Source organism: Nevskia sp. (genome assembly GCF_023266035.1).
GTDB lineage: Bacteria > Pseudomonadota > Gammaproteobacteria > Nevskiales > Nevskiaceae > Nevskia.
On sequence record NZ_JAHFRY010000025.1, the window covers coordinates 25,484 to 37,927 of the forward strand.

The window sequence follows — 12,444 nt, forward strand, 5'->3', positions numbered from 1 at the left end:
CGAAGGTGAAGTACGGATTGCTCTCGTCCTTCGGCATGAAGCGATCATTGACCTTGCGCTTGCCGTCGGCATGGACGTGCCCATGAACATGATTGGCGCCCTCATAGCCGTAGCGCACTTCGCGCAGGCCAACGGCGCCAGCCATGTCCTGCAGCTCGCAGTGACCATTGGCGGGGCAGGTCAGGCAGTCCAGCGGGTGATCGGAGATGTACAGCTCCATCACGCCGAGGCGCAGCTTGGCGAGCTTGTCGTTCTGGGTGACTACCTTCATGCCATCGGCGACCAGAGTTGTGCACGACGCCGGATAGCCGCGCATGCCTTCGATCTGCACCAGGCACAGACGGCAGGAGCCGAAGGCTTCCAGCGTGTCGGTGGCGCAGAGCTTGGGGATGTTGATGTCGGCAAGCGCGGCGGCGCGCATCACCGAGGTGCCTTCCGGCACCGTGACCTCACGGCCGTCGATGTTGAGCGTGACCTGCTTGGCCGCGACTTCGGCAATCGCGGTCTTCTGACCGACATTGCGCGGCGGGCGCGGGGCGGGGGTACCGAGATCCTTGTCGATGATCGAGAACATGGCTGCCTACCTCTATCAGGACGTGACGCGAACGCGCGGCGTCTGCTGCTGGGATGATTTCTGGAAATCTTCGGGAAAATGATTCAAGGCGCTGAGCACCGGGAACGGCGCCATGCCGCCCAGTGCGCACAAGCTTCCGGCGAGCATCGTGTCGCAGAGATCGCGGAGCAGGGCTTCCTGCTTCACCGGCTGATCGCCGGCCACCAGCCGGTCGATCACTTCCATGCCGCGGGTCGAGCCGATGCGGCAGGGCGTGCACTTGCCGCAGGATTCGGTGGCGCAGAACTCCATCGAGAAACGCGCCTGCTCGGCCATGTCGACGGTGTCGTCGAACACCGTGATGCCACCATGGCCGACCATGTTGTTGACCTTGGCGTAGGCCTCGTAGTCGAGCGGCAGATCGAACTGCGAATCCGGGATGTAGGCGCCAAGTGGGCCGCCGACCTGCACGGTGCGGATCGGCCGGCCGCTGAGCGCGCCGCCGCCGAAGGTGTAGAGCAGATCGCGCAAGGACACGCCGAAGGCTTTCTCGACCAGACCGCCATGCTTGATGTTGCCGGCGAGCTGCACCGGCAAGGTGCCACGTGAGCGGCCGACACCGAAGTTCTTGTAGTGCTCCGCACCCTTGTCGAGGATGATCGGCACCGATGCCAGGGTGATGACGTTGTTGATCACCGTCGGGCAACCGAACAGGCCCTTGATCGCCGGCAGCGGCGGCTTGAAGCGGACCATGCCGCGCTTGCCTTCCAGCGATTCCAGCAGCGAGGTTTCCTCGCCGCAGATATAGGCACCGGCGCCCATCCGCACTTCCAGATCGAAGTGCTTGCCGGAACCCTGGATGTTGGCGCCCAGCCAGTTCGCGGCGTACGCGGCCTTGATCGCTTCGTTCAGCGCCCGCTCGCCGTACGGGTATTCGCAGCGCAGGTAGATGTAGCCGCGCGTGGCACCGACGGCGACACCGGCGATAGTCATGCCTTCGATCAGCACGAAGGGATCGCCTTCGCAGACCATGCGATCGGCGAAGGTGCCGGAATCGCCTTCGTCGCCATTGCAGACGATGTACTTCTGCGCGCCTTCGGCACCCGCCACAGTCTTCCATTTGATGCCGGCCGGGAACGCAGCGCCACCGCGGCCGCGCAAGCCCGAGTCGGTCACCGCGGCGATGATCGCAGCCGGCTCCATCGCCAGTGCGTTCTGCAGACCCTTGTAGCCGTCATGGGCGCGATAGTCGGCAAGGCTGACCGGATCGGTGATGCCGGCGCGTGCGAAGGTCAGGCGCTCCTGATTCTTGATGTAAGGAATCTCCTCGACCAGATCGAGGCTCAGCGGATGACGGCCGCCGTGAGTCAGCCCGGCTGCGAACAGCGACGCGACATCTTCCGGCTGCACAGGCCCATAGCCGATACGGCCGGCGTCGGTGGCGACTTCGACCAGTGGCTCCAGCCAGAACATGCCGCGCGAGCTGTTGCGGACCAGCTTGATGTCCAGGCCGATGCGCGCGGCTTCGGCGGTGATCGCGGCAGCCACTTCATCGGCACCGAGCGAGATCGCCGTCGAATCGCGCGACACGTAGATGGTCGCGACACTCATGCCGGCACTCCGGTCAGGCGATCGAAGCGATCAGCCGTCACCCGGCCCTTCAGCGCGCCATCGATCATCAGGCTGGGGCCGACGGCGCAGTTGCCGAGGCAGTACGCCGGTTCCAGCGTGTAGCGGCCATCGGCCGTGGTCTCGTGGAAATCGATGCCGAGCGTGGTTTTCACATGGGCTTCCAGCGCCCGGCCGCCAACCGCCTGACAGGCTTCGGCGCGGCACAGATGGAGCACGTGCTCGCCCGGCTTCTCGGTGCGATACCAGTGATAGAAGCTGATCACGCCATGCACTTCGGCGCGCGACAGGTTCAGCGACTTGGCGATGACCGGCACCGCATCCTTGGGCACGTAGCCGAGCGCGTCCTGCACGCCGTGCAGGATCGGCAGCAAGGCGCCGGGCAGGTTCTTTAGCCTGGCGAGCACGGCATTGATCGCAGCGCTATCGGCAGCCGACAGCGATGACAGCTCGGCGAGCTTGATCGGCGGACTGCGGCGCTCGAAGGTGGAAGTATCCGTGTTGGGAGCCATGATTGTTTGGGTTGATTACTTGAACAGGATCGCGGCCTTGGCGACGGTCTGCGACACGCCCCAGGCCAGTGGAATGCCGACGGCGAGCCAGGCGAGCAACGCCATGACGCTGAAGCCTCCGACGGTTTGAACGGAATTGATCGGCGCTCCAGCGGGGGCGATCTCGTGCGCCAGCTTTCTGGCTTCGGCCAGTTCGGCCTCGTTCATCTGCCATTTCGGCTCGACGGGGCAAATCAGCAGATTGCAGGCGAAGCCGACGACCAGCAGCCCGGCGAGGATCAGCATCGTGGTGTCGTAGACCTGCGCTTTCGCAACTCCTTGGGCGAGTTGGTACTCGCGCAGGTAGTTGACGATCACCGGGCCGAAGATGCCGGCCATCGACCAGGCGGTCAGCAAGCGGCCGTGGATGGCGCCGACGAACTGGGTGCCGAACATGTCGGCGAGATAGGCGGGCACGGTCGCGAAGCCGCCGCCGTACATCGACAAAATGATGCAGAACGCAGCGACGAAGAGCGCCACGCTGCCGGCGTGTCCTGCGCTGGGCGCAGACGCATAGAGCGCGGTGCCGAGCAGGAAGAAGATTGCGTAGGTGATCTTGCGGCCCAGCTTGTCGGACATCGACGCCCAGAAGAAACGGCCGGCGATGTTGAACAGGCTGAGCAGGCCGGTGAAGCCGGCGGCAATCGCCGCGATCTGCGCGGCCTGGCTGGCATCGAGCGAGCCGATCGCGGCCTCGATGCCGATGAGCTTTCCGCCAAACACTTCCTGCAGCATCGGCGAGGCCATGCCGATGACGCCGATGCCGGCGGTGACGTTCAGGCAGAGCACCGCCCAGATCAGCCAGAACTGCGGTGTTCGGTGGGCATTGCGCAGATGCACATGCTTCGAGCTGATCATCGCGTTGGCGGTGTTGGCCACCGGCGGTGTCCAGCCTGCAGGCTTCCAGCCGGCCGCGGGAACGCGATAGCCGAGTGCGCCGGCCGTCATGAACACGGCGTAGATCAGCGCCATCGTCACGAAAGTTTCAGCGACGCCGATCGAGCTTGTCGTGGCGTACTTGGTCATCAGCAACTGGGCCAGCGGGCTGCCGATCATCGCGCCGCCGCCGAAGCCCATGATCGCCATGCCGGTGGCCATGCCGCGGCGATCCGGGAACCACTTGATCAGGGTCGATACCGGTGAGATGTAGCCGAGGCCGAGGCCGATGCCGCCGATCACGCCGGAGCCGAGCAGCATCAGCCAGAACTGATGCAAGTGAATGCCGAGGGCTGACAGCAGCATGCCGCCGCACCAGCAGGCCATCGACACCAACCCCGCCTTGCGCGGGCCGGCGCGCTCCAGCCAGCCGCCCCAGATCGCGGCACTCGAACCGAGAAAGACGAAGAACAGCGTGTACATCCAGCCGAGCGTGGAAATCTTCCAGTCGCAATTGCTGGCGAACAGTTCGGTGAAGAAGCTGGTTCCAGCCGGGCAGGCGAGCGGTGCACTGACACCGACAGCTTTCGACAGCGGCAACCAGAACACGCTGAAGCCGTAGGCCATGCCGATGCAGAGGTGGATCGCGAGCGCAGCCGGCGGCACCAGCCAGCGGTTGAATCCCGCGCCGGCGATCGTCCGTTCCTTGGCCAGAAAATCGAGCAGGCTCGATGTTCTTGCCGTTGGCGCGATGCTCGACATCCATCCTCCGTTGCAGCAGTCTGCGTCGACTGCTGTTTATGTGCCTTGAAACATATCTGCACCATCGAAAATCCTGCAGTTACGACACGGTAGTCGTACCGGACGGCGATGAAAATATGTATCGTAAAGCCTAAAGCGCATTCCTCTTTCCAGATCTCCAAGGCACTCCGATGTTCAAAGTTTCGATCAAGCCGCATTGGCAGCTCGAACAGGCCGATGGCAAGCAGTCGCTGCCACGTCTGGTCGAGCTTCTGGCCCGGGTCCGGGAAACCGGCACCCTGGCCGAAGCCTGTATCCAGGCCGGGCTGTCCTACCGCTACGCCTGGGGCTTGTTGCAGGACGGCACCCGCACCTTCGGCGCGCCGCTGGTGGCCATGCAGCGCGGCCGCGGTGCGGTGCTGACGCCGCTGGCGGAGAAGCTGGTCTGGGCGGACAAGCGCATCAATGCGCGTCTCGCGCCGCTGCTCGACAGCCTGGCCTCGGAGCTGGAAGTGGAACTGGAACGCGCGCTCAGCGACACCGGCGCCATCCTCCGCGTCCAGGCCAGTCATGGCTTCGCGGTGGAAACCCTGCGCGACTGGTTCGTGCGCAGCCGGATTCCGATCGACCTGAAATACCGTTCCAGCTTCGAAGCGCTCGGCGCGTTCAAGAGCGGCGCCTGCGATCTGGCCGGCTTCCACGTGCCGCTCGGCGAGTTCGAGGCGCCGGCATTGCAGCAGTACGCGGCCTGGCTGAAGCCGCAGACCCATCGGCTGATTATGCTGGCGACGCGGCGCCAGGGCCTGATCGTGGCGCCGGGCAATCCGAAGAGCATCCAGTCGCTGGCCGATCTGTCCCGTGCCGATATCCGCTTCGTCAATCGCCAGCCCGGTTCCGGCACCCGGATGCTGCTCGACCTCATGCTCGACAAGGCCGGCATCGACGGCGCCAGGATCACCGGTTACGAAAGCGGCGAATTCACCCATGCCGCAGTCGCCGCCTATGTCGCCAGCGGCATGGCCGATGCCGGCGTTGGCGTCGAGGCTGCGGCGAAGCGCTTCGATCTTGGTTTCGTGCCGCTGGCCGGCGAGCGCTACTTCTTCCTGTGCGCGAAAACCGCGCTCAAGACGCCGGCGCTGCTGAGCGTGATCGACACGCTGTGCAATCCGGACTTCCGCAATCTGGTCAATGCCTTGCCAGGCTACGACGCGCTGCGCTGCGGCGAAGTGATGGCGATCGAGGACGCTTTCCCGGATTTCGGCCGTCTGCCGAAAGGCCGGACGGCAAAAGCCGCCAGAGGCAAGTGATCGGCGCGTCAGCCGCCCGCGCGATTGCGGGCGGCGACCAGCGTGTTTTCCATCAGCATCGCGACCGTCATCGGGCCAACGCCGCCCGGTACCGGGGTGATGAACGCGGCCCGCTCGCGGGCAGCCGCGAACTCGACGTCTCCGCAAAGCTTGCCGCTGGCCAGGCGGTTGATGCCGACGTCGATGACGATCGCGCCCGGCCGCACCCAGTCGCCCTTGACCATCTCCGGGATGCCGGTGCCGACCACCAGGATTTCGGCGCGGCCGACTTCCTCGGGCAGATCGCGCGTGCGGCTGTGGGCGATGGTCACCGTGCAGCCGAGCAGCAGCAGTTCCAGCGCCATCGGCCGGCCGACGATGTTCGACTGGCCGATTACTAGCGCGCGCTTGCCGGCGAGCGGCACGCCGGTGGACTTCAGCAATTCGACGCAACCGAACGGCGTGCACGGCCGCAAGGTCGGCGTCTTCTGGGCGAGACGGCCGAAGTTGTAGGGATGAAAGCCATCGACATCCTTGTCCGGCCGGATGCGCTCGATGACCTTGTCGGCATTGATGTGCTTCGGCAGCGGCAACTGGACCAGGATGCCGTCGATGGCATCGTCGGCGTTGAGGCCGTCGATCACGGCGAGCAGGTCGGCTTCGCTGATGTCGGCATCGAGATGGTTCGGCAGCGAGCGGATGCCGACCTTTTCGCAGGTCAGGCGCTTGTTGCGGACATAGATTTCCGACGCCGGATCGGCGCCGACCAGCACTGTGGCCAGCGCTGGCGCCCGATGTCCTGCCGCAAGCCACTCCGCCACCGCCAGCCGCACGCGCTCATGAACCTGTGCCGCAACGGCTTTGCCGTCAATCAACTGTGCCGTCACGCCTGGATTCGCTCTCGCCGGGGAAGGCGCGAATTGTCTCATGCGAATCGTCTGATCAGCATAGTGGTGGCCTTCACGTAAACTTTCGTGACGACTTCCGTGTTCACTTCCCAGCCTCGCGTCAATGCCCAGCCTGCAGGTCCGACAGCTCGTCGTCACGCGCGGTGACCGCACCGTCATCGACGGGCTCAGCTTCCACCTGGCGCCGGGCGAGGTGCTGCATCTGCTCGGCCGCAATGGCGCCGGCAAGACCTCGCTGCTCGAAGTGCTCAGCGGCCTGCGGCGTGCCGAGGCCGGCAGCATCGAAGCCGGCGTGGAGCAATCCCAGCGGCACTGGATCGGTCACAAGAACGCGCTCAATCCGGTGCTGTCGGCGCTCGAGAATCTCGACTTCTGGGCCGGGCTGAACGGCGTCAAGCTTGCGAATCCGAAAGCGGCGATGGAAGCGGTCGGGCTCAATACTCGGCACGCCAACCGGCCCAGCGGCCAGTTGTCGACCGGTCAGAAACGCCGCGCCGCATTGGCTCGCCTGGTCGCAGTCCCTCGGCCCTGGTGGCTGCTCGACGAGCCGCTGGCCGGGCTCGATGTGCAGGGGCTGGCGCTGTTCGCCGGCCTGCTGAAAGCGCATGTCGATGGCGGCGGTGCCGCGATCGTCACCAGCCATCAGCCGCTGCCGGGTGATCTGCCGAGCTTGCGTAGCTTGAGTCTGGATGCATGAGCGCCATATCAGCGGTTTTCCGCCGCGAGCTGAGCATCGCGCTGCGCCGCCCTGCCGAGTGGGCACAACCGCTGGTCTTCTACGGCATCGTCGCGCTGCTGTTTCCGCTCGGCATCGCGCCCGACGATCCGGCGCTGAAAACCTTTGCGCCGGCGATCGTCTGGGTCGGTGCGCTGCTGTCGGCGCTGCTCGGCGTCGAGCGCCTGTTCCGCAGCGATCTCGATGACGGCACGCTGGAGCAGATGCTGATCGTCGACACGCCGCTGGCGATGCTGCTGGCCGCAAAACTCGCCGCGCAATGGCTGCTGACGGCCGCGCCGCTGGTGGTCGCTTCGCCGCTGATCGGCTATGGCCTTGGCATGGATTCAGCAGCGGTTGGCGTGCTGGTGCTGAGCCTGCTGCTCGGCACGCCGACCCTGGTGTTCACCGGCGGCTTCGCAGCGGCACTGACCGTCGGCGCGCCGCGCGCCGGCCTGCTGCTGCCGATCCTGGTGCTGCCGCTGATGACGCCGGCGGTGATCTTCGGCGGCGGTGCGGTGCGGGCCGCGGCCGCCGGGCTGTCGCCGGAAGCGCCGCTGTATTTCCTCGGCGCGCTGCTGGCGCTGAGTCTCACTTTGCTGCCGGTGGCAGCGGCGGGCGCGGTTCGCAACGCGTTAGGGTAGGCCCGGGCAAGCAGAGATCGACAGGGGAGAACGGCCGTGGCAGATCTGGCTTCGGGGCGCGACACCAAACCACCACGCACCGGCAAGGCAGCTTCGTTGAGTACACCGAGCCTCGATCGCCTGTGCCGCGATCCCGGTTATCCGGCGCTGCTGGCAATCTCCCGCAACCGGCAGCTGGCGCGCCACCGCGTGGTCATCGAAGCTGGCGCGCGGCCCACCTGTCTGTATCTGCTGATCAGCGGCCTGTGCGCCGTGCGCCACACCGGTTCGCAGGGTCAGGACCTGCTGCTGGCCTACTTCTGCCCCGGCGATTTCTTCGGCGAGATGGGCATGCTGCCCGGTGTGCAGGCGCGCAGTGCGCGCATCGATGTCGCCGCCGACGCCACCCTGCTGGAAATTCCTTACGACGAGTTCCTGCGGCTGACCGAGCGTCATCCGAGCTTCTGGCTGGAGCTGGCCGGCCAGCTCGCCAGCCGGCTGCGGACCACCAACCGCCGGCTTGCGGAAATGCCGGCGCTGCACGCAGCCGAGCGTGTCTGGCAGGCCTTGTCGGCGGTGCTTGCCGATGGTGGCGGCAAGCGGGTGGCGGGCGGTCAGGCGCTGCGCATCACCCGTCAGGATCTCGGCAAGCTGGCCGGCTGCTCGCGTGAACTGGCCGGCACCATCATTCGCGATCTGGCGATTGCCGGGCGTCTGGAACTGCGGGGCCAGACCATCGTGCTGCTCGATCAGCCAGCGCCGTCGCAGGCTGAACTGGAGCCCTGAAACAGCCCCGAACGGCTCTCCTGTGACAGGGGTCGCAGCAGGGCTCCGCAGTTGAAGCGGGATTTTGCGAGCCGGCCCGCAAGTCGCCGTTGTTGCAGCACAGCCATTCCGTTTTCCTAGTTGCACAGGGCAAAAGCCCGTGTCGGCAACGTGGAAATCAGGGGAAATGGCATGAACAGAAAGTTCGGGATGATGGGTTATGCGGGCGTGATGCTGCTGGCCAGCATCAGCGCGGGGGCGGCCTGGTATCTGCCGGGCAGCACGACGGAAAGCACCGACAACGCCTACCTGCGCGCCGACATCACCTCGGTATCGGCGCGGGTTGGCGGCGCGGTGCGCGGCGTCCACGTCAGCGCCAACCAGACGGTGACGGCCGGTGATCTGCTGCTGGAACTCGATCCGCTCGATTACCAGCTGCGCCTCGATAGCGCACATGCCAACGTCGTTCAGGCCGAGGCGGCACTCGCCGTCAATGCCCGTCAGCGCATGCTCGGCAGCGGTGACCGCCAGTTGCTCGATGCCGAACGCCAGGGCTTGCTGGCCCGACTCAGCGCGGCACTGGCCCAGGAAAATCTCGCCCGCCACGATCTCGATTCCACCCAGGTGCTGGCACCGCATGACGGTGTGGTCGGTGACCTCGTGGCGATGGCTGGCGCCCGCATTGCACCGGGCCAGCGGCTGCTGTCGCTGGTTGCGGTCGATCAGCCCTGGGTCGAAGCGAATTTCAAGGGGACTCAACTGCGGCATCTCGCAGTCGGGCAGCTGGCGACGGTACGGCTGGACGCGCTGCCGGGCCAGCTGTTGCACGGCCGGGTCGCAAGCCTGGCGCCGGCCGCCGGCTCCGAGTTCGCGCTGCTGCCGGCCGAGAACGCCAGCGGCAATTTCACCCGCGTCGTCCAGCGCGTCAGCGTGCGGATTGCGCTCGATGAGCTGGCTGCGGCCGATGTCGTGCTGCGGCCGGGGCTGTCGGCGAAAGTCGGCATCGACACGGTGGCGCAGCCATGAGCGCGATCGCGCTGCCCGTACAGCACCGCAAGGTCCGCAGCTTCAGCATCGGCCCGGCGGCGCGCGCCTGGATCGGTTTCACGGCGATGCTGTTCGGCAACTTCATCGCCATTCTCGATGTGCAGATCGTCGCCAGCTCGGTCAACGAGATTCGCGCCGGGCTGTCGGCCAGCCTCGATGAAATCGGCTGGGTGCAGACCAGTTATCTGATCGCCGAAGTGATCGGCATTCCGCTGTCGGCCTTCCTGTCCCGGGCATTCTCGACGCGGGTCTACTTCGCCGCCTGCGCACTCGGTTTCACGATCGCCAGCCTGGCCTGCGCGATGGCCTGGAATCTGCAATCGATGATCGTTTTCCGGGCGATCCAGGGCTTTCTCGCCGGCGGCCTGATCCCGACCACGATGGCCGCACTGTTCCTGATGTTTCCGGAATCGCGCCGGGCCACGCCGTATGTGCTGATCGGCATGGTGTCGCTGCTGGCGCCGGCGGTCGGCGCCGGCACCGGCGGCTATGTCACCTCGGTGCTGTCCTGGCACTGGCTGTTCCTGATCAATCTGCTGCCCGGCGTGCTGGTGGCGAGCCTCGTCTGGCACTGCGTCGATATTGATAAGCCGCAGCCGGCGCTGCTGCGGAGTGTCGATCTGCCGGGTCTGATCGGCCTGGCACTGGCGCTCGGCAGCCTGCAGTTCGTGCTCGAGGAAGGCATGCATCGCGACTGGTTCGACGATGGGCTGATCACGAGCTTCACGATCGTCAGCATCGCTGGCGCGCTGCTGTTCGCGGCCCGAGCGCGCATTGCTGCCGAGCCGATTGTCGATCTGCGCTGTCTCGCCAATCGCAATTTCTCGGTCGGCTGCACGATCTCCTTCGTGGTCGGCACCATGCTCTACGGCGTCGTCTTCCTGATCCCGACCTTCCTTGGCCATGTGCGCGGCTATGACAGCCTGCAGATCGGCCAGATCACCATGCTGTCCGGCATCACCATGTTCCTGTCCGCGCCGCTTGCCGGCCGGCTGCAGCACAAGCTCGACTCGCGCTGGATGATGGCTTGGGGCCTGGCGATGGTCGCGCTCGGCAACGGGCTCGACGCTTCGCTGACCGCCGGTTCCGGCTTCGATGCCTTTCTGCTGCCGCAGCTGGTGCGCGGCCACGGCTTCACCTTCTGCCTGGTGCCGGCGACGCGGATTGCGCTCGGCACCTTGCCGGACGAGCTGCTGAAAAGCGGTAGCGGCCTGTTCAACCTGACGCGCAATCTCGGTGGCGCTTTCGGCATCGCCGGCATCCAGATCGCGCTGCGCCACTTCCGCAGCCTCAACGAGCAGGGGCTGCACGCCAGTCTCGACATTGCCCGCGTGCCGGTGCAGGACGCACTCGCTGCCGCTGGCCGCATCGCGCCTGATGCGATGGGCGAGGTCATGACTGCGCAGGGCGCGCGGATCGCAGCGCGGCTGGCCGGCGCGCTGGTCGAGCGCGAAGCCGCAGTGATCGCCTTCAACAACGTCTTCCTGCTGCTGTCCGGCCTGGTCATCGCCGCACTTTTCCTGCTGCTGCTGGCCAACAAGCCGCAACTCGATCCCCTTGCGATGTCGCCGACCGGAGCCTCGAAATGAGCCTGATCTTCCGCCTGCTGTGGATCTTCCTGACCCAGACGCTCGGCTGTCGCAGCCGCGATGTCTTCGCGGTGCAGCGCGTACGCAGCCGTGCGCTACCCAACGATCTGGACCTGAACCTGCACGTCAACAACGGAAGATTGATGACCTTCATCGACTTCGGTCGCATCGACTGGCTGTGGCGGATCGGCGCGCTGCAGCAGGCTTACCGGCAGCGCTTCATTCCGGTGATCGGCGATATCTCGGTGCGCTACCTGAAACCGCTGCGGGTGTTCGAGCGCTTCACGATCGAATCGCGGGTGCTGGGCTGGGATGCCAAGTGGGGCTACTTCGAACATCGCCTGGTCAAGGCCAATGGCGAGATCGTGCTGCTGCTGGTCAATCGCGGTCTGTTCTGGAAGCGCGGCACCGGCGCCATGCCGATCGCCGAAGTGATCGCCAGCTGCGGCTACCTCGGCATCGTGTCCCCGGCACTGCCGGCCTGGGTGCAGACCTGGTCGCGCAGCCTCGACGAGGCGCGTGCCGCTCAGAAGGCGGATCTCGTGGTTGCCTCAGAACCGGTAGTTCAGCAGCAGCCCGGTGATCAGCGGATTGAGCACGAGGCTGGCCCGGCTCTGCGCGAGGATGCTGCCGTCGGCCGCTTTCAGGTCGATGCGGGTATGGGTTGACAGCAGGCCGTAGGACACCGAGCCGGTCAGCGCCCAGTGCTCGCCGAACAGCCAGGACGCGCCGCCGTTGAAGGCCAGCGCGACACTCGATGAGGCATGGGCGCTGGCGCTGGTCGGGCCGGGTTTCAGTGCCAGCGCTGCGAGGGGCGTGCCGAACTGGCTGTTGAGATCGGCCTCGGTGCCTTTGCCGAGCTTCACATTGGTGAAGAAGGTGTAGCCGACGCCGAGGCCGATGTAGGGCTGGATGCGGCTGGCCGGTGACAGCGGCCGGTACTGCAGCAGGGTGATCGGGCTCCACTGCCGTGCCGTGGCCAGCGGCTGGTTGGCGGAATTGCCGAGATCGACGCTGAACAGCGCGCCGGTCGGGCCTGGCGCAGTGACGATGCCGCTGCCATTGAGCTTGAAGCGCGGCGGGATGCCGCCCTCGAACTTGACCAGGAAATGATCGCCGAAGGTCTGCACGAAAGTGGCGACCAGGGTCGTCGCGTCGCTG

Annotated in this window: 12 protein-coding genes and 1 pseudogene; 7 read left to right on the top strand and 6 right to left on the bottom strand. The window is 65.9% G+C overall.

Annotated elements, in window-relative coordinates; translation table 11 throughout:
- The 4 genes and pseudogenes from Q0D45_RS05630 to Q0D45_RS05645 all read right to left on the bottom strand — a co-directional run.
- Window positions 1-574 (bottom strand): annotated as a pseudogene (locus Q0D45_RS05630) (2Fe-2S iron-sulfur cluster-binding protein); the annotation flags it as partial.
- Between the two features lie 15 nt (window positions 575-589).
- Window positions 590-2,164, bottom strand: coding sequence for an NADH-quinone oxidoreductase subunit NuoF (locus Q0D45_RS05635; protein WP_293389666.1), 1,575 nt, complete (start codon window positions 2,162-2,164; stop codon window positions 590-592).
- Window positions 2,161-2,694 (bottom strand): formate dehydrogenase subunit gamma, encoded by a 534-nt coding sequence (locus Q0D45_RS05640; RefSeq protein WP_293389669.1) that lies wholly within the window; start codon window positions 2,692-2,694, stop codon window positions 2,161-2,163. Before Q0D45_RS05640 ends, Q0D45_RS05635 begins: the two co-directional genes overlap by 4 nt.
- Before the next feature lie 15 nt (window positions 2,695-2,709).
- The gene (locus Q0D45_RS05645; RefSeq protein WP_293389672.1) at window positions 2,710-4,371 is read right to left on the bottom strand and encodes an OFA family MFS transporter; all 1,662 of its coding nucleotides are present in this window, start codon (window positions 4,369-4,371) and stop codon (window positions 2,710-2,712) included.
- A 170-nt stretch (window positions 4,372-4,541) separates the two neighbouring features.
- Between Q0D45_RS05645 and Q0D45_RS05650 the strand changes: the two genes are divergently transcribed.
- Complete coding sequence (locus tag Q0D45_RS05650; protein ID WP_293389675.1) at window positions 4,542-5,657, top strand: substrate-binding domain-containing protein; 1,116 nt, start codon at window positions 4,542-4,544, stop codon at window positions 5,655-5,657.
- Between the two features lie 8 nt (window positions 5,658-5,665).
- Here Q0D45_RS05650 and folD read toward each other — a convergent pair whose 3' ends face one another.
- Window positions 5,666-6,523 (bottom strand): bifunctional methylenetetrahydrofolate dehydrogenase/methenyltetrahydrofolate cyclohydrolase FolD, encoded by an 858-nt coding sequence (gene folD, locus Q0D45_RS05655; RefSeq protein ID WP_366946357.1) that lies wholly within the window; start codon window positions 6,521-6,523, stop codon window positions 5,666-5,668.
- 124 nt (window positions 6,524-6,647) lie between these two features.
- On the opposite strand from folD, the gene ccmA reads away from it, so the two are divergent.
- The 6 genes from ccmA to Q0D45_RS05685 all read left to right on the top strand — a co-directional run bounded on the left by ccmA (window position 6,648) and on the right by Q0D45_RS05685 (window position 11,951).
- Entirely contained in the window at window positions 6,648-7,241 is a 594-nt protein-coding gene (gene ccmA, locus Q0D45_RS05660) for a heme ABC exporter ATP-binding protein CcmA (RefSeq protein WP_293389681.1), read from the top strand.
- A complete protein-coding gene (gene ccmB / locus Q0D45_RS05665; protein ID WP_293389684.1) occupies window positions 7,238-7,903 on the top strand; it encodes a heme exporter protein CcmB in 666 nt (221 codons plus the stop codon). The genes ccmA and ccmB overlap by 4 nt, the downstream gene beginning before the upstream one ends.
- A gap of 36 nt (window positions 7,904-7,939) precedes the next feature.
- Window positions 7,940-8,668 (top strand): cyclic nucleotide-binding domain-containing protein, encoded by a 729-nt coding sequence (locus Q0D45_RS05670; protein ID WP_293389687.1) that lies wholly within the window; start codon window positions 7,940-7,942, stop codon window positions 8,666-8,668.
- A 171-nt stretch (window positions 8,669-8,839) separates the two neighbouring features.
- Window positions 8,840-9,673 (top strand): HlyD family secretion protein, encoded by an 834-nt coding sequence (locus tag Q0D45_RS05675; RefSeq protein ID WP_293389690.1) that lies wholly within the window; start codon window positions 8,840-8,842, stop codon window positions 9,671-9,673.
- Window positions 9,670-11,283, top strand: a complete 1,614-nt coding sequence (locus Q0D45_RS05680; RefSeq protein WP_293389692.1) for a DHA2 family efflux MFS transporter permease subunit — start codon at window positions 9,670-9,672, stop codon at window positions 11,281-11,283. Before Q0D45_RS05675 ends, Q0D45_RS05680 begins: the two co-directional genes overlap by 4 nt.
- The gene (locus Q0D45_RS05685) at window positions 11,280-11,951 is read left to right on the top strand and encodes a thioesterase family protein (protein WP_293389694.1); all 672 of its coding nucleotides are present in this window, start codon (window positions 11,280-11,282) and stop codon (window positions 11,949-11,951) included. The genes Q0D45_RS05680 and Q0D45_RS05685 overlap by 4 nt, the downstream gene beginning before the upstream one ends.
- Here the strand turns inward: Q0D45_RS05685 and Q0D45_RS05690 are convergent.
- Window positions 11,835-12,444 (bottom strand): OmpW family outer membrane protein (locus Q0D45_RS05690; RefSeq protein WP_293389696.1); only part of this gene is annotated, 610 nt, incomplete at its 5' end. The genes Q0D45_RS05685 and Q0D45_RS05690 overlap by 117 nt on opposite strands.